Annotated in this window: 25 protein-coding genes; 11 read left to right on the top strand and 14 right to left on the bottom strand. The window is 65.1% G+C overall.

Annotated elements, in window-relative coordinates; all coding sequences use genetic code 11:
- Positions 1–130 precede the first annotated feature (130 nt).
- Together RR_RS11855 and truD are read right to left on the bottom strand one after the other, a co-directional pair.
- Positions 131–826, bottom strand: a complete 696-nt coding sequence (locus tag RR_RS11855; protein ID WP_004957808.1) for a phosphoribosyltransferase — start codon at positions 824–826, stop codon at positions 131–133.
- 70 nt (positions 827–896) lie between these two features.
- Positions 897–2,279, bottom strand: coding sequence for a tRNA pseudouridine(13) synthase TruD (gene truD / locus RR_RS11860; RefSeq protein WP_011223821.1), 1,383 nt, complete (start codon positions 2,277–2,279; stop codon positions 897–899).
- 145 nt (positions 2,280–2,424) lie between these two features.
- Here truD and RR_RS22985 point away from each other — a divergent pair, with 145 nt between their 5' ends.
- Positions 2,425–2,553, top strand: coding sequence for a hypothetical protein (locus RR_RS22985; protein ID WP_255458621.1), 129 nt, complete (start codon positions 2,425–2,427; stop codon positions 2,551–2,553).
- A gap of 14 nt (positions 2,554–2,567) precedes the next feature.
- Here the strand turns inward: RR_RS22985 and RR_RS11865 are convergent, their stop codons facing one another.
- Positions 2,568–3,917, bottom strand: coding sequence for an MFS transporter (locus RR_RS11865; protein WP_011223823.1), 1,350 nt, complete (start codon positions 3,915–3,917; stop codon positions 2,568–2,570).
- A 78-nt stretch (positions 3,918–3,995) separates the two neighbouring features.
- Positions 3,996–5,399, bottom strand: a complete 1,404-nt coding sequence (locus tag RR_RS11870; RefSeq protein ID WP_011223824.1) for a short-chain fatty acid transporter — start codon at positions 5,397–5,399, stop codon at positions 3,996–3,998.
- Positions 5,400–5,558: 159 nt separating this feature from the next.
- Between RR_RS11870 and RR_RS11875 the strand changes: the two genes are divergently transcribed.
- Positions 5,559–6,530 (top strand): C-terminal binding protein, encoded by a 972-nt coding sequence (locus RR_RS11875; protein ID WP_011223825.1) that lies wholly within the window; start codon positions 5,559–5,561, stop codon positions 6,528–6,530.
- 22 nt (positions 6,531–6,552) lie between these two features.
- Here RR_RS11875 and RR_RS11880 read toward each other — a convergent pair whose 3' ends face one another.
- The gene (locus tag RR_RS11880; RefSeq protein ID WP_049938920.1) at positions 6,553–7,476 is read right to left on the bottom strand and encodes a thiamine-phosphate synthase family protein; all 924 of its coding nucleotides are present in this window, start codon (positions 7,474–7,476) and stop codon (positions 6,553–6,555) included.
- Positions 7,477–7,649: 173 nt separating this feature from the next.
- Between RR_RS11880 and tenA the strand changes: the two genes are divergently transcribed.
- The 5 genes from tenA to RR_RS11900 all read left to right on the top strand — a co-directional run bounded on the left by tenA (position 7,650) and on the right by RR_RS11900 (position 11,185).
- On the top strand, positions 7,650–8,309 hold the full coding sequence (gene tenA, locus RR_RS11885) for a thiaminase II (protein ID WP_007188845.1): 660 nt from the start codon (positions 7,650–7,652) through the stop codon (positions 8,307–8,309).
- Complete coding sequence (locus RR_RS11890) at positions 8,306–9,073, top strand: TenA family protein (protein ID WP_011223827.1); 768 nt, start codon at positions 8,306–8,308, stop codon at positions 9,071–9,073. The genes tenA and RR_RS11890 overlap by 4 nt, the downstream gene beginning before the upstream one ends.
- Positions 9,074–10,582, top strand: a complete 1,509-nt coding sequence (locus RR_RS11895; protein ID WP_011223828.1) for a sodium:solute symporter family protein — start codon at positions 9,074–9,076, stop codon at positions 10,580–10,582.
- Positions 10,579–10,707, top strand: coding sequence for a hypothetical protein (locus RR_RS22990; RefSeq protein WP_011223829.1), 129 nt, complete (start codon positions 10,579–10,581; stop codon positions 10,705–10,707). Before RR_RS11895 ends, RR_RS22990 begins: the two co-directional genes overlap by 4 nt.
- 82 nt (positions 10,708–10,789) lie before the next feature.
- The gene (locus RR_RS11900) at positions 10,790–11,185 is read left to right on the top strand and encodes a universal stress protein (RefSeq protein ID WP_011223830.1); all 396 of its coding nucleotides are present in this window, start codon (positions 10,790–10,792) and stop codon (positions 11,183–11,185) included.
- A gap of 57 nt (positions 11,186–11,242) precedes the next feature.
- Here the strand turns inward: RR_RS11900 and psmB are convergent, their stop codons facing one another.
- From psmB to pth2, 3 genes are all read right to left on the bottom strand, one after another.
- Positions 11,243–11,935, bottom strand: a complete 693-nt coding sequence (gene psmB, locus RR_RS11905) for an archaeal proteasome endopeptidase complex subunit beta (protein ID WP_011223831.1) — start codon at positions 11,933–11,935, stop codon at positions 11,243–11,245.
- The gene (gene psmA / locus RR_RS11910) at positions 11,935–12,669 is read right to left on the bottom strand and encodes an archaeal proteasome endopeptidase complex subunit alpha (protein WP_011223832.1); all 735 of its coding nucleotides are present in this window, start codon (positions 12,667–12,669) and stop codon (positions 11,935–11,937) included. The genes psmB and psmA overlap by 1 nt, the downstream gene beginning before the upstream one ends.
- Positions 12,670–12,738: 69 nt before the next feature.
- Positions 12,739–13,077, bottom strand: coding sequence for a peptidyl-tRNA hydrolase Pth2 (gene pth2 / locus RR_RS11915; RefSeq protein ID WP_004591375.1), 339 nt, complete (start codon positions 13,075–13,077; stop codon positions 12,739–12,741).
- A gap of 77 nt (positions 13,078–13,154) precedes the next feature.
- Here pth2 and RR_RS11920 point away from each other — a divergent pair, with 77 nt between their 5' ends.
- The 4 genes from RR_RS11920 (at position 13,155) to RR_RS11935 (ending at position 16,144) form a co-directional block, all read left to right on the top strand.
- Entirely contained in the window at positions 13,155–13,898 is a 744-nt protein-coding gene (locus RR_RS11920; protein ID WP_049938921.1) for a Yip1 family protein, read from the top strand.
- 114 nt (positions 13,899–14,012) lie between these two features.
- Complete coding sequence (gene dcd, locus RR_RS11925) at positions 14,013–14,600, top strand: dCTP deaminase (protein WP_011223835.1); 588 nt, start codon at positions 14,013–14,015, stop codon at positions 14,598–14,600.
- Positions 14,601–15,497 (top strand): thiamine-phosphate synthase family protein, encoded by an 897-nt coding sequence (locus RR_RS11930; protein WP_011223836.1) that lies wholly within the window; start codon positions 14,601–14,603, stop codon positions 15,495–15,497.
- Complete coding sequence (locus tag RR_RS11935) at positions 15,494–16,144, top strand: class I SAM-dependent methyltransferase (RefSeq protein WP_049938922.1); 651 nt, start codon at positions 15,494–15,496, stop codon at positions 16,142–16,144. The genes RR_RS11930 and RR_RS11935 overlap by 4 nt, the downstream gene beginning before the upstream one ends.
- Before the next feature lie 21 nt (positions 16,145–16,165).
- Here RR_RS11935 and RR_RS11940 read toward each other — a convergent pair whose 3' ends face one another.
- The 6 genes from RR_RS11940 to RR_RS11965 form a co-directional block, all read right to left on the bottom strand.
- Complete coding sequence (locus RR_RS11940) at positions 16,166–16,927, bottom strand: DUF7001 family protein (RefSeq protein WP_011223838.1); 762 nt, start codon at positions 16,925–16,927, stop codon at positions 16,166–16,168.
- Positions 16,928–17,116: 189 nt separating this feature from the next.
- Positions 17,117–17,605, bottom strand: a complete 489-nt coding sequence (locus tag RR_RS11945) for an HTH domain-containing protein (RefSeq protein WP_004957846.1) — start codon at positions 17,603–17,605, stop codon at positions 17,117–17,119.
- Positions 17,606–17,736: 131 nt separating this feature from the next.
- A complete protein-coding gene (locus RR_RS11950; protein ID WP_004957848.1) occupies positions 17,737–18,669 on the bottom strand; it encodes a sulfide-dependent adenosine diphosphate thiazole synthase in 933 nt (310 codons plus the stop codon).
- Positions 18,670–18,759: 90 nt separating this feature from the next.
- Positions 18,760–19,548, bottom strand: a complete 789-nt coding sequence (locus tag RR_RS11955; protein ID WP_011223840.1) for a hypothetical protein — start codon at positions 19,546–19,548, stop codon at positions 18,760–18,762.
- A gap of 77 nt (positions 19,549–19,625) precedes the next feature.
- Entirely contained in the window at positions 19,626–20,084 is a 459-nt protein-coding gene (locus RR_RS11960; protein ID WP_011223841.1) for a hypothetical protein, read from the bottom strand.
- A 231-nt stretch (positions 20,085–20,315) separates the two neighbouring features.
- Positions 20,316–20,960 carry a helix-turn-helix domain-containing protein gene (locus tag RR_RS11965; protein ID WP_011223842.1) on the bottom strand — a complete coding sequence of 215 codons (645 nt, stop codon included), beginning with the start codon at positions 20,958–20,960 and terminating at the stop codon, positions 20,316–20,318.
- Positions 20,961–20,969: the final 9 nt, after the last annotated feature.

Genomic DNA, 20,969 nt, shown 5'->3' on the forward strand with positions numbered 1-20,969 from the left:
GACGACGGTCGCACGCGTCGCTAACCCCATTTTTATCGTGGCTAGCGGCTGAGCGTACTGGGTCTAGCGATGGTGAGCGGCGAGACTAGCGGATTTGTGCGATACCTGTTGAGCACTCCCGTTGACCTGCTTAGTCGTCAGTGAGTTGCCACCCGTCGCCGGCCGATTCAACGACACCCCGCCGTTCCATCTCGGTCGTGACCTCGCCCAGTCGGTTCGGCTGTGCGATCTCTAGGTTCGTGCGGCTGACGCCGTGGTACTCCCGGAGCAAACGGCGGATGTCGTCCTCGGTGTGGGTCTGCTGGTCGCTCTTTGCCATCACGCCCGCCACAAGTTCGACCATGTCCTCGACGAAGTTCCAGGGGTAGACGACCCAGGTCCACTCATCGAGGGACTCGCCGACGAACTCCGGTTCGTGGTCGCTGGTCTGGAGTAACTGGAGCGTCGCCGTTCGGACGCTGCTGGGGTTTCGGTCACGCACGCACTCGGCAGCCGTCTCGATGGACTGGCCGGTGTCGGCGATGTCATCGACGACCAGCACGTCCTTCCCCTCGACCGCGCCGTCGGCCAGCGGATATTTCACCTGTGCCTCCTCGCCTTTCGCCGCGGTCCCGACATAGTGTTCGACTTTCAGGCTCGCCAGGTCGTCCAGCCCGAGGAAGTCACAGAGACAGCGCCCGCCGAACCAGCCGCCCCGTGCCAGCGCGACGACCACATCGGGTTCGAACTCGGCGGCCTTCACGTCGTCAGCCACATCTCGACAGAGGCCGTAGATGTATTCCCAGTCGGTGATGGTACACGAGAACTCATCCGGTAGCTCGCCCATACGAGATGGCGTGTGTGGCCGGACTTAACCGTTGCATATTCCGCATCAGTTGCCGAGCACGGTTGAACCGCTACGCGTCCGGGTCGCCTTTCCGGAACTCCCGGAGGAGGACCGTCGCGTAGCTCCCCTTTGGCAGCGAGAACGAGAACGTCAGGTCGGCGCTATCGCGCTCAACACCGAGGTCCGTTCGGAGCAGGATGGCCCGCCGCGTCCCGTCGCTGTCGAACGCGCCGGGGAGGTCGAAGTCGCCCTGTTCGAGGCCCACGTCGTCAAGGACTTCACGAGCGATATCGCCCGGTTCGCCACTGCCCAGCTCGGTATCGGTCCCGACCAGCGGCGCGGTGACAAACGCTCTCCCGCGCTCGCAGTGGCGCTCAACGGTCGACAGCCGCTTGGCAGTGACTTCCTGGGTGCGGTCGGCGTCCGGAATCGGGAAGTCCTCGGGCGCGTCGCTGTCACGGAAACAGACTACGTCGCCTTCCACGGGCCGGTCGAAGGGGAGGCCCCGTTCCAGCCGCTCGGAAAGGATGCGGTTGAAGACGTACGACTGGGCGGCGTTGACGAACAGCGACTGGAGGTTCGACGGCAGCGCCTCCAGTGCCTCGCGGAAGTCTGCCGGCTCGCTGGCCCCGTTCTCGACCAGCCGGTGACAGATAGAGCGCTCGTAGCCCAGCGCGCCGGGCAGCCTGTCCAGCGCGCCGGCCCAGTCGTGGGTTTCGTCGACGTATCCCCGCGCCTCCTGCGTTGACTCTGGTTCGCGCTCGTTCGGGTTTCCGACGTAGGCGAGAACCGCGTCTTTCCACTCGCCACGGGCGATGGCTAGCCCGACCTCGTGGGTGACCGGTCGGCGCGACCCGAACCGCTGCTGGCCGAAGTAGTTGGGCACGCCGACCGTCGTGTCGCCGTCAGGCAGCGTGGCGTCGCTGGACCAGCCTTCGCTCGTCACTGAGTCGTCCCCGTTGGCGAACGCCCGGAGGTCCGCTACGACGCTGGCGGCATTGTCGGTGTTTTCCGTGTCTCTGACGACTATCTCGAAGGCGTTGCCCGCCAGGTCGCCGAAGAGAATCGGGCGGCCGGCGCGACCGATGACCTCGATGTCCGTGCCGCCGATTTCCGGCAGGTCCCCGGCTGCGACCCCTTTCACCGAGAATAGCTGGGTCGTGACCGCGCGCTTGTCTTTCGTCCCCGCCCACGACACCCGTTCGCGGGAGATGCCCAGCCGGTCGGAGAGCTTGCTGGCGAAGTCGTTGGTTTCCCAGTTCCGTAGCTCCGCCCGGAAGACGAGATGCGGGTACGCGCCGGTGTCGGCGTCGACCGGTTCGGTGTCGAACGCCTCCAGTTCCCGGACGCGGAAGTCCGCGGGCGACGAGCGGAGGCGGCCGCCCACCCCGTCGGCGTCGCTGACGTAATACTCCATACCGACCGCCCGCTCGATTGGGTGGGCCGCTTGCATTGGTCGACTGTTCGCGGCTCGGCGCTTATGATTGGCGTTTGCGGACTCGGCGTGGGTCCGTCTCTCAGCCGATACCTAGTGTTATCACGGGACATACTCTATCTAGCACAGGTCGTGGCTATGCGGGCGACCGGAGAGCACCACGATGCCAAAGCTAGCATGTAAGAGCTGCGGACGAGAGATTACGTTCGACAGGGACGGCCAGGAGTCCCGCGCACCGATGCGGTACTGCCCGCGCTGTGGCGAAGAGTTCCCGCCACGCGAGGAGTGGTAGGCCGGCACAGCGGTTCATTCGTACGCCTCGAACTCCCGGCCGAAGACGATGAAGTAAACGACGCCGATGAGGCCGACCACCGTCGCGACGCCGAAGGCCAGTTCCGGACCGGCCTGTATGACGACATCGCCGATAGCCACTGCCCACTCGCTGCCATAGAGCCAGCCACCGAGCGCGGCGCTCGGGATGACGAGCGTGTTCCGAAGCAGGTAGTACGTCCCGGTGACACGGCCGCCAGCGTCCTGTTCTGCCGGGCCGACGATGAGCGCCTTGTGGGCGGGCAGGCCGGCAAAGCGCAGGCCGGAGAACGCGAACAGGAGCACCAGCACCCACTGGTTGCCCGGCGCGAAGATGAGCAGGAGCGGAAAGACGGCGTAGACAAGAAAGCCCAGCGCGACGGCGGGCTTGAGGCCGGCCCACTCGGTGAGCTTTGCGACGGGAGCCATCGAGAGGATGGCGACGACCATCTCGACGCCGAGCAGGACGCCGAAGAAGGCGTCGGGCCGCAGTTGCAAACCGAAGCCGGTGAACCCAACAGAGAGGAACTCGGTGACGACGATGACGAAGAAGACGTACACCATGCCGTTGGCGAAGCGGACGAACGTATCGGCGACCAGAAGGGGGCGGAGTGTCGCCGGCATCGTCCGCAGGTCGGCGAGTATCTGGTCGATGCCCTCGAAGGACTTTCCGAGCGTGTCCTCGCTGGCGTCGTAGAGGAAGTGCTGTGCAACGGTGGCGACGAGACCACAGGCCAGGGCGACCAGCAGCACGCGCTGGAAGCCGTCGACGAAGGTCGCGGTCGTCGCGAGCAACGCCGCGGCGGCGAGCGGTCCGAGCAGGAAGCCGATGCGGCGGAACATCTCCGTGCTGGCGAACCCCATCGCCAGCCGCTGTGGCGGGACGCTCTGCTTGACGATGGCGAAGGTCGCGCCAAGCCCGAAGGACTTCCAGGCCTGTGCGAGAAAGAGCCCGACGAACACGAGCGTCCAGGCCGGCAGCGTCGTCGCGCCGAGTGTGACATCGCCGATGACCGAGGCGAGATACCAGATGCCGAAGCCGACCGTCGCCAGCGTCGCGAAAGCGGTCAGCGCCAGCCGCGAGCCGATGCGGTCCGACACCGCGCCGCCGGGATAGGGGTACACCGCGCTGATGAGGTTCCCGACACTCCCGTAGAGACCGATAACACCGGCGCTGGCCCCCAGAATCCGCATATACTCGGGAATATATCGGCTGGTCATCTGGAACGCGAGGCTGAACGCCAACATCGACAGCGACAGGACGAGTACGTCCCGCTCCAGCGCGAAGAACTGCCGGAAGGAATCGAGCAGGTCTACGTCCTCGTCGACCCCTGTCTCAGTTGCCATTATCGGAGTGCAGTTTCCCCACCAACTTAACGCTCGAAGAAGGGGCAATCGGCCGTACTGTCTCGCCGGAGTCCCTGTTCAGTACGGCAGGACGAACAGCACGACAGCCAGGAATGGCGTGAGCGCGAGCAACATTGCGATGGCGTAGCCGAACATCTCCCGGGCCTTGATGCGGGTGATGGCGAGCAGCGGCAGCGCCCAGAAGGGGTTCAGGAGGTTCGTGTGGGCGTCACCGACGGCGTAGGCCATCGTCGCCTGCCCGGCCGGGACGCCGAGGTTCTGCGCGGCTTCGAGAATCGGCGGCCCGAGAATGATCCACTCACCGCCGCCGGACGGTGCGAAAATGTTGACCGTGGCACCAGTGAGCCAGGCGATGACCGGGAACGTCTGTGGTGTCGAGACCGAGATGAGCGCGTTGGCCATCAGCTGCGCCAGCCCGGAGGTAGCCATCATCCCCTGAATGCCAGCGAAGAACGGAAAGAGCAACACGATGCCCGACGCGGCGGTCGCCGCCTCGCCGAACTTCTCCCGGTAGGTCTGTGGGTCCATGTAGATGAAGATCCCAATCGTCAGGAAGCCGAAATTGACGATGTTCAGTCCGAGCGCGTCGATGCCGGACTGAACGAACTGCGAGGCGACCAGCGCAATACCGGTCAGACCGATAATCCCGCCGAGAACGCGGCTGTGGTTGAGACGCTCGGCCGGGACCTGCTTGGTGGTCGCAGTCGTCTCAACACCGCCGTCACTCGCGGACTCGAACAAATCGTCTTCGGGGATGTAGTGCGTGATGCCCCGCGCCTGGTCACCAGTCGGCGTGATGACGTAGAGGACGACGAGCGCGTAGGCTATCGACAGGCCGGTCAGAATGAGGCCGTAGGGGTGGAAGATGGTCTCCGAGGCGGAGACGACGACGTCGATGACGCCCTGCTGGATGAACTCGTTGCCCTCTGTCGCAAGCAGGAGCGGCGCGGACCCGGACAGCCCCCAGTGCCAGGTGAGACCGAGGCCGAGATAGCCCGCCACGCAGAGGACCGGATAGTGGACATCGATGCCGTTCTCGTGGGCGGTCTTGCCCATCTCCCGGGCGAAAATCGCGCCGAGGATGAGGCTCAGTCCCCAGTGGACCCAGCCGAGCAGCATCGTCAACAGGCCGACGAGGACAACCGCCTGTTTTCCGGTGCTGGGAATCTCTGTCAGCCGCCGGATGCCGGCGTTGACACGCGGGTGGTACGCGACGACGAAGCCCGTCATCAGGATGAGGACCATCTGCATCGAGAACGTCAGGAAGGCCCAGAAGCCGTCGTACCAGAACCCGACCATCTCCACGGGACCGGCCCCGGTGAGGCCGACGCCGGCCAGAAATACGACGTAACTGAGGATGAGCGCGAACAGGAACGGGCTTGGCATCCACCGTTCCACCCACGCAGAGAGTCGATAGCCGATACGTTCGAGGGCAGTTTCGCCTGTGTTATTAGCTGACATGCTGTTGCCACCTCCTCACGAATATATCATAAAAGTTTGCTATTATTTTGTCAGTTCTGTGCCGGTCACCGTTACACAGCCACGGTCCTGTGACGCGGTTCCGATGACTGCACCGACCCTGACGGATGATTTTATTTCGAGCCCGAGGCAAGCCAGCGTATGTCATACAAAGTCGTCGTCTCTGACACCAAAGTGATGCACGGGGAGACACGGGCGGCGGTGTTGGATGCGGTTGATGCGACCGTCGAAACGATAGCGGCGAAAGAGCCGGAGGCCGTCGCACGCGCAGTAGACGGTGCGGACGCATTGATCGTCGACGCCGGCACGCAGGTCACAGCCGAGGTCATCGAGGCCGCCGACTCGCTCAAAGTGGTGGGCCGGGCCGGCATCGGCATGGACAACATCGCCGTTCGGGCGGCGGTTGCGGCCGGCGTAACGGTCGTCAACGTTCCGGACTACTCTGTCGAGGAGGTGTCGACCCACACGTTCGCACTCATGCTCGCTTGCCTGCGGAGGATACCCACGTTCGACCGCTCGGTCAAGCGTGGCGAGTGGAAGTGGGCTGTCGGACAGCCGATCCGTCGCCTCGCCGGCAGCACCGTCGGCCTCGTCGCCTTCGGCAAGCTCGCCAGCCGGTTCGCCGCGAAGCTTCGTGGGTTCGATATCGATGTTATCGCCTACGACCCGTACGCGCCCGAGTACCGGATGGGTGACCTCGGCGTCGAATCGGTCACGCTCGAGACGCTGCTGGGCGATTCCGATATCGTCTCGCTGCACGCTCCGCTGACCGACGAGACGCGCGGGATGATCGACGCCGACGCGCTTGACCGAATGCACGACGACGCACTGCTCGTGAACACGGCCAGAGGCGGGCTTGTCGACGAAACGGCGCTGTACGACGCGCTCATCAGCGGCGATCTCGGCGGGGCCGGGCTGGACGTGCGCAAGCCAGAGCCGCCGGGAGACTCACCGCTACACGACCTCGACAGCGTTGTCTGTAGTCCCCACGTCGCGTGGTATTCCGAGGAGTCCCGGGTCGAGCTGACACAGACCGTGGCCGAAGATGTCATCCGGGTACTGCGGGGCGAGCAGCCCGAGAATCCCATCGACCCCGAGACCGGCTGGTTCTGACGGTCTCGGCGGCCGAGAGGCCTTACGTGTCGGCTGCGTCGAGGAGTTCGATCGCGAGGTCAGCAGCTTCGACCGCCGATTCACCGAAAACGTAGGTTATCGGCTCGATGCCGAACGCGCCGCTGTGGTAGATGACGCGAGGGACCTCGCCGCGTTCGCGGAAGGTGGCTTCGAGCCGTTCGTCCCGGTCCTCGTAGCCGGCGTCGAACTCCAGCGGCTCGATACCCTGTTCCTGAGCAGCATCGAGAAATGCCTCGTCGGTCGTCAGGTTGAGCGCCGCTCGGCGCGAGGAATCGACCGCTATCGCAGCCAATATCGTCCCCGCGACGTGTTCCGACGCGCCGAACTCGGGGTTCGACGGGACGTTGACCCGCCCCCGCAGGTCGTGAATCCGGCCGGGGACTGCGGCCACATCGAGCGCGTCTTCGGCGTCCGGCAGTGCCATGCCGACGTTCATCCCCACGTTCGGGATGGCGTCGGCGACAAAGTCGCTGTCGGCTAGGAGTCGCGTGGCTCTCCGGACCGACGACAGGACGGTCCGTTCCGCCTGAACCGCGGTGTCTGTCCCCCGAACACAGAGGTCACAGCCCATCCCCTGTAGCGCCGGCATTTCCTCCTCGTGGACCGCACAGATGGGCCCCCGGTCTTCGAATTCCCGCACCAGAGCGAGCAGTTCGTCCAGCACCGCGTACTCGTCCATCTCACCCGAAGCCAGCCCGTCGGCGATCCGCTCGATGGTCTGTTGCATCCGGGCGTCCGCGCGGAACCGCTCCTCGATGGTGACCGAGCCGCTGCCGTACTTGCTTACTGCGGCCTGTGTCACGCCGAGTTGGTCGGCGATTTCCTGCTGCGTCCATCCCTCCTCGTCGAGTCTCGTGGCAAGCATCGCCCGGGCTGTCGGGAGAAACCGCTCGACCACGATTTCGCTCGGTAACTGCAGTGTCATTGCCGAGAATGTGGGCCGTAGTGCGCTTAGCAGTTTGGACTGTTCGACAGGCATGAGATTGTGATGGCGTCATGCATGGCCGGGGCGTTCGCTCGGTCCCGACCGTCAGACTGGATACAACCAAGTTGTATTAGCAGGATATAATACGTCGGAGTTTGTTGTCTTGGCTACCAATGGCATTCAGCGACCACCTGCTCGACATCGGCGAGGACATCTGGGACGCACAGAAGGACCACCCGTTCGTCCGCGAACTGGCCGACGGGACGCTCGATGAGGCGGCGTTCAAACACTGGGTGAAACAGGACTACCGATACCTGCAAGACTACGCACGGTTGTTCGCGCTCGCTGGGGCGACGGCCGGCGACGAGTCGACGATGACGCACCTGCTCGGGGTCGCCCACCAGGTGCTCGACACCGAGATGGACCTGCATCGGGAGTTCGCATCGGACTACGGCATCTCAGAGCGTGAGCTGGAGTCGACCGAGAAGGCTCCGACGTGTCTGGCGTACACGAACTTCCTCGTTCGGACGGCCTACGAGGGACATGAGGCCGAGATTGCCGCGGCGCTGTACCCCTGTATGCAGGGCTATCTCGACGTGGCCGAACACATGGCCGACCTGGCCGACGGCGAACACCGGTACACGCCCTTTATCGAGATGTACACCAGCGACGACTTCCGCGAGGCGACGGGCTGGTGTCGAGCGTACGTCGACCGCTGTGGCGAGCGCTATTCCGGCCAGCACGACGCCATGGAAGACGCGTTCCGCACGAGCGCGAAACTCGAACACCGGTTCTGGGAGATGGCCTACACGCAGGAGGGGTGGGAGCTATGACGACGGCCGAAACATACTCTGCGTACGCCGAGCGAACCGACGAACCCCGATTCACCGACTGGCTCCGGGAGCAGAGTCAGCCGGACTGGGACGCCGCTGTCGAACACCGGTTTGTCGAGGAACTCGGGGCCGGCACGCTCGACGAAGACGCGTTCGCCGAGTATCTGGTACAGGACTACGCGTTCGTCGACGAACTCGTCGGCACGTTCGGCTACGCGGTCGGACAGGCACCGGATATGGCCGCCAAACGACGGCTTGTGGAGTTCCTCGATACCGTGACCGACGAAGAAGACGACTACTTCGAGCGCTCCTTTGCCGCACTCGGCGTCGAAGATTCGCGCTGGCAAGACCCCGAGCCGACGGACGCGACGGCGGCGTTCGTCGACCTGCTCGGTCGCGCCGCCCGAGAGGGCGGGTACGCCGAGACGCTGGCCGTCCTCGTCCCGGCAGAGTGGATATACGAGTCGTGGGCGACGGCCGCCGCGGCGGCCCACGGCGACCCGGACAGCGACGGCCTCCCCAGCTCCGGGATGGGACTGCCGTTCTACTTCGCCGAGTGGGTCGATCTCCACGCCGTCGACTCCTTCGTCGCGTTCGTCGACTGGCTCCGGGGCGAACTCGACGCCGTCGGGCCGACGCTTTCGCCCCGCCGGGAGGCCCGCGTCGCGTCGCTGTTCGACCGCACGGTCACGCTCGAACAGCAGTTCTTCGAGACGGCCTACGAGGAAACCGCTGAGACGCCCGACCACGAGGTGAGCCCGTAGATGGTATCCTCAGCTATCGTTCTCGGTCTGACCGCGGCGACCGTTCTCGTGTTCACCGGCATCGGCCTCTTCGCCGCCCGCGGCCGAATCGACTCGGTGGAGACGTACATCTCGGCCCGTGACTCGGCCGGTAGTGGGACCCTCGCTGCGACGGTCATCGCGTCGATGATGGGCGTCTGGATTCTGCTGAGCCCCGCCGAGGCCGGGGCCGCCTTCGGTGGGCTGCCCGCCGTGCTGGGCTACGCCATCGGCAGCGCGATTCCACTTCTCCTCTTTATTCCAGTCGGCGCTCGCATCCGCGAGGTGATGCCCGCAGGCCACTCGCTGACGGAGTTCGCCTACGCTCGCTTTGGCTCCGGGATGTACCTGCTCGTCCTGCTAGTCTCAGTGTTTTACATGTTCATCTTCCTCGCCGCGGAGATGACCGGTATCGCCGGCGCGCTCGCGCTCGTCGCAGACGTGCCGCTCTGGCAGACCTCGCTGCTCATCGGCGGCTTCGTCCTCGTCTACACGGCCTACGGCGGCCTGCTTGCGAGCATCGTCACCGACACCGTCCAGACGCTGGTCATCCTGCCGCTTCTGGCCGTCGGCTTCGGCGGCGCGCTCCTCTCGCTGGGCGGGACGAGCGAGTTCCACGCGACGGTGGTGTCGGCCGACCCGACGCTGCTGGACCCCGGATTCGGCCCCGGCCTGGAGTTCGGGCTGTACGTGGCCTTCGCCCTTTTAGGTGCGAACATGCTGAATCAGGGCGTCTGGCAGCGGGTGTACGCCGCCGACGGTGACGGCGCGCTCCGTCGCGGCATGGGTATCGCCGCCGTCGTCGTCGTCCCGATGCTCCTGCTGTCCGGCCTGTTCGGCATCGCCGCGGCGGGATTAGGCCTCACAGAATCCGGCTCCGCCAGTATCGCCTTCTTCCTCGTGGTGGCGGAGGCGTTCCCGACGTGGGTGACCCTCGCTGTCGTCGTCCTCGCCGTCTTGTTAGTGATGAGTTCGGCTGACACGATGTTCAACGCTATCGCCAGCGTTGTCACCGCCGACCTTGCCCGGTTGCTCGACGACCCCGACCAGCGGACCCTGTGGCTGGGCGGGCGCGGGCTGACGGTCGCTGTCGCGCTCGCCGCGATGTTCATCGGCGCGCAGGGGTACAGCGTCCTCCAGTTGTTCCTGACTGCCGACCTGCTGGCCGCTGGCGTCTTCGTGCCCTTCCTCGCCGGTCTCTACACCGAGCGGCTCACCGGGCCGGGTGCGTTAGTCTCCGGCATTGCGGGGCTACTTGTCGGCTTCACGTACTTCCCGTCGCTCCGCGGCCTTATGGCCGCGATACCGGGCGTCGGGAGTATGCTGCCAGCGCCGTCGTTCCTCATTGCCTTTGCCGGCGCAACGCTCGTTTCGGCCGCTCTCACCGCAGTTGCGACGCTGCTTGGCGGGGCCGATGCCGACCTCGACAGCCTCGGGCGGGAGGTACGCGCGCTCGATGATCCGGTGGCTGACGGGGGGTCCGAGCAATGACTCCGTCAGTGGTTCTCCCCCTCGCCGCGCTCGGGTCAACCGCGTTCGCGGCGCTGGCCTGGGGGTCGATTCTGCTCGTGCTCGCCGTCTTTCTCGCCGTCGGCTGGCTGGTCCTGACCGAGTAACCCGACGGCCTGAGAATGTGAATATAAAATGGTTCGTGGTAACAGTACACATACTTATCATGATGGGTGACGGACATCTTATATGCAGACTTTCGTGCTCGCAACCAATTCCGAGACAGTCAGCCAGACACTGTGTTCGTACCTCGAAGGCGTTCTCGACCTGGAAGACAGTGTGTACGCAGTTAATTCACAGCCGGGTGGAGACAGGACGCCACCGGATGCGGTTGCCGACGGGAAGGCCGCGCTCGAAGTCGTCTCGGACCGTCTGGGCGACCAGGTGTCCGTCGAGACATACCAGATAATCCGGGGGAACAGCCCGGCGGACGATATCTTCGACATCGCCGCGGAAGTCGACGCCGACGAACTGGTCATTGGCGTCCGCAAGCGGAGCCAGACCGACCGGCTCATTTTCGGCAGCGTTGCTCAGGATATCATGCGGCAGTCTGACTATCCGATGCGGGTCGTGCCGCGAGACTGAGCAGCAACTGACCGGGGACAACAAACCGCAAAGAAAGCGAAAACCGAGACAGCCGGGTTATTCGGCCGACTCGTAGTCGTCGAAGGCGTCGATTTCGACGCCCTCGTCAGTGATTTCGGCGAGGACGACGCCGTTGCCGGACCCGGTGTCACGCTCGGCCGCGGCGTTGACCGCGCGGATCGCCAGGTCACGGGCCTCGGAGAGGCTCATCCCGTGGTCGTACTGGCCTTCGATGGTCCCTGTTGCGACCATCGTCCCGGAGCCGGTGACGGTGTAGTCGTCTTCAAGCACGCCGCCAGCGGGGTCGACGCTGTAGACGTGGCTGCCCTCTTCGTCGACGCCGCCCACGATGGGGTTGATGGCGAAGTACGGGCCACCGCGGGCGAAGTTGCCCGCGAGCGTCGCCAGCGCGTGAATCGAGAGCGGTTCGTCGCGGCGGACCTCATAGAGGTCGGCCTCGGCGCGCAGCGAGCGGATGAACGACTGTGCCCCACCGACGCTGCCGACCAGCGTCATCGCGGCCGTCGGGTGAATCTGCTCAACCTTCTGGACCTGCTTATTCGAGACGAAGCGGCCACCGAGGGAGGCGCGCCGGTCTGTCGCGATGATGACGCCGTCCTCCGTCGAGAGGCCGACAGTCGTCGTGCCGGTCTTGACGACGTTCTCCTCGTCGCGGCCGCTGTCCTCGTTCGGCAGGTTGCCGACCTCGGGCTCATACGCGTCAGTCAGTCGGTTCTCAGGGTCGTGCATTATTCCTCACCTCCGAGTTCGAACTCCTCGAGGCGCTCGGCGATGTCGTCCTCAGCAAGCTTTTCGAACTGCTCGCTTTCCACGTCGATGGTGGCGATGTCGACGCCGGTCGCGTCGAGGCCGTCCTCGTTGACCGAGGCCAGCGCCCGGAGCGCGAGTTCGATGCCGCCTTCGAGGTCCATCCCCTCGGCGTACTCCTCTTCGAGGAATGTCTGGATGTCCTCGCGGGAGCCGCCGATGGCGACTGCCTGCCACTCGTAGGGCGTCCCCGAGGGGTCCGTCTCGAAGAGGCGCGGTTCGCCGTCCTCGATACCGGCGACCAGCAGCGCGACACCGAACGGGCGTGCGCCGCCGGTCTGCGTGTACTGCTGGATGTAGTCCGTGATCTCCTTTGTCAGGGACTCGACGGAGGCGGGCTCGTCGTAGCGCAGGCGGTTGACCTGTGACTGCCGGCGCGCCACGTCGATAAGCTGGCGCGCGTCGGCCACGTGACCCGCACTGGCGACGCCGACGTGAGAGTCGATCTCGTGGATCTTCTCGATGCTGTCGCGCTCGATGAGCGGCGACCGGGCGTGGCGGTCGGCGGCGATGACCACGCCGTCCTCGGTGCGGACCCCCACACTGGCGGTTCCGCGCTTGACGGCTTCTCGTGCGTACTCGACCTGATAGAGGCGTCCGTCCGGGGAGAAGATGGTAATCCCGCGGTCGTAGGCCTGTTGTTCGTTTCCTTGCATGATGTATCGTGTTGTTGTTCACCTGAGGTTAGGGTTGCTCTTATATAACCGTATCGCGGGCCGCTGCCCTCAGAACAGCGGCAGGTCGCCGGTGACGCGGTCCACCAGCTCGTCCTCGGCGGGGCCGACGGCGAGGGCCGTGACGGTTCCCGGGTCGAGCTGTGTGTGGCCGGCGTCTCGGACGACCGCATGCGGCAGGCCTTCGCGCTCGGCCACGTCCGCGAGTTCGAACAGCTCGGACTCGCTGGTGGCCTTCAGGACGACTTTCTTCTGCCCCGCACCCTTCCAGGCTTTGCGGGGTTTCGGGCCGGCGTCCTCGTAGGCCGACAGCGAGGCGTGGGCAACCTGGGCGGCGAGTTTGCCCTCGCCCATACCGATGTCGGCCCGCGCGACGATAGCCTGCTTCATACGATTACATGGCCACCCGTACTTAAACTCCCGTCGGACTCCCTCCACGGTTGCACATACCACAGAGTACATACGCCGTGGCCGAGCACACCCCGGAGATGCCCTCCACCATCCGAACGTTTCTCCTGCGACCGGGCGCGTTCTTCGAGCAACGGCGCGACCAGCTAAACGGCTTCCGTGGCAGTGGCCTCGCTTTCGGCATCGCCATCGTCGTCACAGTGGTTCTCGGACTCGCGCTCCGGCTGTTCGCCGTGCAGTTCACCGGCACTGTTGAGAGAGACAATCCCGCTCGACCCCCGGAACAGATGTGCGAAGACGGCGGTGTCGGCGGCATAACCGTCTCCGGCTGTGACGAACCGGCGACGAGAACTGTCGAAGTCGGCTCGCTCATCTGGGACTATGCGACTGAGACCCTTCCAGGGCTGTTTATCGGCTTCATCATCGTCTGGGTCGGATTGCTGCTCGGTCTGTACGTGGGTGCGAAGCTAGCCGGTGGATCTGGCCGGTTCGGCGAGACAGCGGAAATCACCGCCTGGGGACTGCTCCCGTCTGTTGTCGGCGTTGTCGCCGGCGGTGCTGCGCTCGTCTTTTTCGCGGCCAGCACAGACCTCTCCGCGTCCTCTCCGGAACTGCTGCTCGAACAGGTTCGGCGTCTACAGAATGGGCTTTCAGGATTTGTCTTTCTCGCAATACAGGTCGGAACCGCAGCCTGGCAGGCGTACGTCTGGGCTGGCGGCCTCCGGGTCGTCCACGAGATTAGCAGGTATGCGGCGGTCGCCATCGCTGTTATCGCCGCGACGCTCCCTGTGATAGCCGCCTGACGCTGTCGGCTGTCTGTCTGTAAGGAATTGCGCCACCGCGAATATCTTAAAACAGTTACAGCCAGCAGCATGAGAATCGGGGAGTTTAGGCTTCCGGCCGCACACGCCACTCTCATGATACTCTCAGATGCGGATATTCTCCGACGACTGGAGCAGGGTGACCTCGTCGTCGAACCGCTCGACGACCCGGACATCCAGATTCAGCCCGCCAGCGTCGACCTCCGCCTCGGACATGAGTTCCTAGAGTTCCAGCACGCCAACATCCCCTGTATTCATCCGAACTCTGAGGACGAAGTCTCTGACTACGTTGAGGAGACGGTCATCGAGGAAGGCGGGGAGTTCATCCTCCACCCCGGCGACTTCGTGCTGGGGACGACCCACGAGCGCGTCGCCATCCCCGACGACCTCATCGCCCACGTCGAAGGCCGCTCATCGCTGGGCCGCCTGGCGATTGTGGTACACGCGACGGCCGGCCTGTGTGACCCCGGTTACGAGGGGCAGATCACGCTCGAACTGTCGAACCTCGGCACCGCACCCGTTGCACTCACACCCGGAATGCGAATCTCACAGCTTACGTTCACGGAACTCAAGACACCTGCTGACCGCCCGTACGGGGCCGAGCGCGGCTCGAAGTACCAGGGTCAGTCCGGGCCGCAGGCGAGCAAGATACAGGGAGACAGAGAATTTGGAGGCGACCAATAGATGCGGTTCATCGAGGAAATCGTCGTCGACGACTTCCTGCCGACGTTTCGCTCGCTGCTGGCCGACGCCCTCAGGGAGCGCGGGCTGACACAGTCCGAGGTCGCCGACTTGCTCGGTATCAGCCAGAGCGCGGTGTCGAAGTACGTCCACGGCGACGTGGCGCGCCACGAGGACCTGCTGGCCCACCGCGGGCTGGAGGAACTGGTCGAGCGACTGGCTGACGGGCTGGCCGACGGCGATATGAGTTCCGTTCAGGCGCTGGTCGAAACAGAAGTGTTCATCCGCGAACTCGAACAGGGCGGCGTCCTCGCGCAGTTACACGAGGACGCGGTCCCAGAGCTGGGCGACTACGACGACGAGTTCGCTGTCCACGACCCGGACTCACAGCTCCGGTCGGCCGAACGGACGCTCGCGTCGGTGCGGCGCGGACTCAGCGTGCTGGAAAACACTAGTGGGTTCGCGACGCTCATTCCGGCGGTCGGGTCGAACCTCGTCCAGTGTCTCCCCGAGGCCGATAGCATCGAGGACGTGGCCGCCGTCCCGGGGCGGATTCTCGACGTGAAAGGACGGGCAACGATTCCGGCGGACCCGGAGTTCGGCGTCAGCGAGCACGTCGCGTCGCTGTTGCTGGCGGCGCGGGCCGCCGGGAGCGACGCCCGCGCAGTGTTGAACGTCCGCTACGACGACGGCGTCGTGACCGCACTTCGAGATGCCGGTCGGACTGTGGTCGAGTTCGACGCCGAGGAGAGCGTCGAGCCGGCCGTTGCGGCCGCGCTGGCTGACGACCCGGGGGCCGACGTGCTCTATCACACCGGCGCGATGGGTATCGAGCCGGTGGTGTACCTGCTCGGGGACGACGCCGTCGCAGTCGCTGAAACGGCGCGCGAAATCCTGTGACCGACGCGCAATCATTCTACGGCCGGTGGGCGCGGGTGTACGACTGGGTAGCGAATGCGCCCGGTGTGGCGTCCTGGCGCGACCGAACGGTGGACTCGCTGGCGCTTGCACCCGGCAACACCGTCGTCGAGATGGGCTGTGGCACTGGCGCGAATGTGCCGGCGCTCCGCGAGCGAGTCGGCCCGTCGGGTCAAGTCGTCGGTATCGACGTGACACGGGAGATGCTCGATCGTGCACGCGAACGGCCCGCCAGAAGCGGCGGAGCCGTACACTACGTGCAAGCTGACGCCGCCCGTCCGCCGATTCGAGAGGCCGATGCCGTTCTGGCGACGTTCGTCGCCGGCATCTTCGAGGACCCTGCGGCGGCGGTGGACGCGTGGTGTGACAGCGTCGGCCCTGGCGGCCGCGTCGCCCTGCTGAACTTCCAGCGGAGCCCCAGCGCCCTCGCCGCACCGCTGAACCTCGCGTTCGAGGGGTTCGTCCGCCTCTCCGCGCCGGGAACGCGCCTGTCCAGACGGTCACACGCCAGCGCGTTCGAGCGGCGGGTACGGGCGGCCCGCGAGCGACTTACCGAGCGGACGGTCGCGCGGCGCTACGAGACGATGGCCGGCGGGTTCGTCGGCCTGCTGAGTGGAACTGTGCGGTAACGGGAGTGGTGCGTCGGGCTGCTATGGGCAATACCGTTCGGCGTGCTCAGGACAGAATTCGGGCGCTCGTAGCTGCGCGGCGACCACGCCGGGCTGGCGGTGCGGATTGTGGAGCCTACAGGTGTCCTCGTCGCAGAACACCTCGCCGGTGTCGAGGTAGTGGTAGGCCTGCAGGACATACCCCTTGATAGCCTCGGTCGTCCGCGGGTCGTCCTCAACGAGAAACTCGCCTTCGACCTCGTTTTCTAGCACTTCCCGGGGCGGTGCGCCGCCGCCGAGCAGGGCGTGTTTCTGCTGTTCCTTGTAGTACTGTTCGGGCTTTGCAGGCGCTTCGTACAGCCCCGGGACCGAGACGATAGCGGGCTGGCCGAGGACGTTCACGCGCTTGTGCCAGCGACCGTCGTGGTCGCCCCAGGTCCCGACGACGCGGTCCAGCAGTGGGACGTGAAGGTGGTCCAGCGACCGCTCGGATTCGGGGATTCGCTCGTGGAGCGCCTGCTGGACCGCCAGCCCGTCGTAGATGACGCCGCCGGCCCGCTCGGGCGACTCCAGCGCTCGTTCCTCGTACCGGACGATACCCAGCATCGTGTTCCCGGTCTCGCGGTCGTACGGCGAGAGTACCCGCGCTTCGGCGAACGACTCCGCCAGTTCCGAGTCGCCGTGCAGCGAGAGAAACCGGTCCCGGACGGAGACGGTAGCCTCAATCCGCGCGTCAAGCCAGTCGGCGATGGCGTCGGTGTCGGCGACCGCTGTCGGAGCGCGGTACAGCGTCACGGACTCCATTGTATTCGTCAGTGGTATCGGCAGGTAATACAATTTGTGTCTCAGGGACTCTTCCCTGTTGAGAGGTCGCCGGAGTAGAGAACCAAAACAGACGGGTCAATCTGGCGCCCCAGAATCAGGGACGGTATCGGCAAAGCAGTGCGATATCGGCTGCCATCGGCGACAGAGTGTGTTTTCCGAAGGGGTGTGTCAGGACTCGGACTGGTGGGGAAGCCCAGCCGGTTCCGTCGTGAGTGCGTCGATACAATCGGTGACGGACCACGTCGTGGTGCCGTCTGTACACGGGTACACCCCGACCAAGTCGTCGTCCGCGTAGACGGCGACGGCTATCATCGGGAGTCGCAGCACCTCCGTACTGCCGCCGACGAGTAGCGACGAGGTCCGCGTCTCGAACGGCGGTCGGAGACTCAGCCCGCGCTCCGTTGCCCACTGTTCGTACCGGTCGACAGTCGCCAGCACCTCGCCGTGCTCGCTTCGCTGGGACACGGGAATTTCCTCGGGCCACGTCTGGATATCAAAGTCATCGATAACGCCCGTTGCGGCGAGTTCAGTGAACCGGTCAATGGCTGTTGTTCGGGGGCCACAGACCGGCCGCCGACTCCAGAGGTGGACCGCAATTTCACCGCCAACTGACTCGTCGGACCTGTGGTTGTCGCTCCGCTGCATCTCTTCGGACATTGGTTGGCAATCACTAACATATCCACCATACTCTTGTATAATTGTTTGTATTAGCGCGATATTCTAGCCTGAATGAGCAGCTAAAGCGGTAAAAAGCGGTCGACTAAAACCAGAGGGATGTAGGGAGGAGTTCAGTCGTCAGCGGGGGTTGCGTCGCGACTCGTGACGTCGACCGGCTCGGCGTCGACCTCGAGTTCATCCAGCGCGACCTGCGCGGCGCGCTTGCCGGAGACGAGCATGGCACCGAACGTCGGGCCCATGCGCGGGAGGCCGTAGGTGGTCGCCGTCGCCATGCCGGTGACGACGAGGCCGTCGTGGGCGAGACCGGTGTGTTCGACGACAGCGTCCTCGCTCTCGCCGACCCACATGGAGTCGTGGCCGGGCGAGTCGTGGCCGGGCGCGCCGTAGGTGTCGTCGTCGGTCTGGTCCATGCCGCTGGCTTCGTCTTCGAGGCCCGGCGCATTGAGAACGCCGCGCTCGTCGAGTTTCTTGACCGCCATCGCGTCGTGGCCCGTCGCGTCGATGACGAGGTCGGCCTCGACGGCAATCGGGTCGACGCAGGTGATTTCGCGGGGTAGCGCATGGACCGGCGTCCAGTTCATGACGATGCCGCCGACGCGGTGGTCCTCGCGGATGACGATGTCCGTGAACTCGGTCATGTTCTGCATCTTCGCGCCGGCGTCGCAGGCAGCCTTGATGAGCCCGGAACAGGCCTCCGGCCCGTTAGCGACGTAGAGGCCCTCGCTGTCTTTGGACCGCTTGTGGTCGACTTCAAGTTCGTCCAGCACCTGCTGTGCTGGGTCGCGGACGGTAACCTTGTTCATCAGGAAGCCACCAAGCCAGAAGCCGCCGCCGAGGTAGTTGTTCTTCTCGACGACCATCACCTGCACACCGCGCTCGGCGAGTTCCTTCGCAGCCATCAGCCCCGATGGGCCACCGCCGACGATGATGACATCGGAGTCCGAGAAGTCCATGAACTCCTCGGTCCATTCCTGTCCGATTGCGCGTGTGACCTCTGCTTCGCCGACATCACTGAACTGTTCGAATGAATCGGAATCGCTCATACCACCTAGTAATATCTCTTGGTGGTACATAGTCGTTCTGATGCAGAGACCAGTCGCTGCTCGCACAGTATCACGGAGAAATGACGGCCGTCAGCCCCAGGCGCTCAGTCCATCGGCGGTCAGTACGTCCGTGCCGCCATCGGGTTGGCAGACAGCCCACCGCGAGTGGTCCGCGTCTTCGGGAAACAGGTGCTCAGGGACCAGCGGCATCGGCACGGGTGGGTAGCCGCCGCGCCGCATGGCTGTCGGGCCGGGGAACCGTTCGATTACGTCGCCGCCGGCTGTCACCTCGAACTGCCCGTTATCCGCTCGGCGATAGGCGTGCTGGAAGGCGTGGCGGCCGGCATCGGCGAGCGAGTCGACGTGTTCGAGAACGGCGACCACCTCCGTCCCGACACCGAGTTCGAGTCTGGGTCGGCCCTGGTCGACTCTGACCTCGCGCCACTGGAGGTCACTTGCCGGTGCTCGCGCACAGGCGTATGTACCATCAGAGAGCGGGACGCGGTCGGGGCCGTTGTAGAACTGTCGCCCGTCGGGGCCGTCGGCGGCCAGACAGGGGGGCTCACCCAGAACGGTGGCGACCATCTGGGTCAGTGTCGTTCCCATCGCCTCCGTCGACGGGACCACGAACAGGCAGTCCCGGCCCTCTCGAACCGCGTTGACAAACCGGGGGATGAGTCCATCGGGGCCGACGTTGGCTTCGGTCAGCGGTTCGACAGCGACTGGCCGCGGGTCTGTCGCATCTACGAGGCCGACCGCGTCGTCGTTCGGCGTCGCGAGCGCAGACGGTCCGCCGCTGTCGTCATGTACCGCCACATCGTAGCCGGCCCGCTCGCACAGCGAGACGCCGTGATCTCGGACCGAGGGGTAGATCGGCATTCGTCATCTGTACGGGCGCTTCCCGTTTGAACCCTCGGCACCGATACCGGGACGCTGCGTGGGCTATCGGCCCCCGTTCAGGTAGTCGCGGTCGCGGCCAGTGCCGAGAGCGTATCGGCGGTCCGAAGGTCGTCGATAGTGCAGTACCACGCGCCTCGGAGGCCGTGCTGGTCGTTTTCGACAGGAGCTTCGAGCGGCACGAGGTCGTCCAGTTCGAACACCACGACGTTGTCTGTCTCCGAGAACGGGTCAATGAGGGCCGCCCAGTCATCCGCGTCCATCGGCCCCGGACCGCCACGGGTCTGGTCCGTTCGGGCGGTCACCGGGGCGTAGTGCGTGACTGCCGACACCGGCGCAGTCCGGTAGAACGCCATGTAGTCGAACGGTTCTGTCGTTCGGTCATACGACTCCGGCGACGGATAGAAGCCCTGTCGACAGCGTTCAAACGTCTCCGTCTGTGCGGCGACGACACAGACCCGGGCCCCACCGGGTGCGTCGTCGGCCGGTGTGTCGTCGGTAAAGCGGTCGAGGTCCATACCCGGCCCTTAGCCCGGACACGGAAGTACACCCCGCCAGCGGCGGCGGGACACTCATATGGGCACAGTCCTGTGTCCTCGCTATGGCACAGCTACTCGTCTGCCAGCAGTGTGACACCGGGTTCGAGTACGATGCGACGGCGTTCAGTGCGACGTGTCCGGACTGCGGGCATCGACACCAGCCCCGAACTGGGTGCTGTTAGGGCAGCGTACCAGTCACGACCACCGCAGCTACAGGTACGCTACCAGCGCGTCAGCCAGTTTCTTTTCGGCGCGCCGCAGGTGGTCCTCCGCGGTTCGGCGCTGGACACCAACGCGGTCCGCGATAGCCGCCGTCGTCGTCCCGCGCGGCAGTTCGTAGTACCCTTCCTCGTGCGCTGTCAGGAACACCTCGCGCTGGCGTGGCGAGAGAGACGGTACCACGTCTCCAACAGTCACCAGCGGCGCGTCGGGCGTCACTGACCCAACCTCGCGTTTCGACTCGACAGTGACGTCGAAATCCGACGCTAACGACCGGTACACTGCCGACAGCGCGTCGGAACTGAGCCCCAGCGCCCGAACGAGTTTGTGCCCCTCCGCGTACCGAAGTGGCGGCACGAGCAGACACCCCTCGTCGGCCAAATAGCGCTCGACGGTGTCCGCTATGTGGACCTTCAGACACGCCTCGGTGACCAGAACCTGCCCGTCATTCGTTTCGAGGCGCTCGGCGACGCCGACAGTCCCGCAGACCTGTTCGACGACCGGCTCGACATCCCCACCGCGGAGGTGGAGGAGGTCGCTGTGGTCGGTACACCACAGTTCGATGCGCGTGCCGGTTCCGTCGGTCGCCGCCTCATAGGCCCCGTCACCGGCCACCCGGAACACCGCCTCGTACATAGCAACCAA

It is taken from the genome of Haloarcula marismortui ATCC 43049 (assembly GCF_000011085.1).
Taxonomy (GTDB): domain Archaea; phylum Halobacteriota; class Halobacteria; order Halobacteriales; family Haloarculaceae; genus Haloarcula; species Haloarcula marismortui.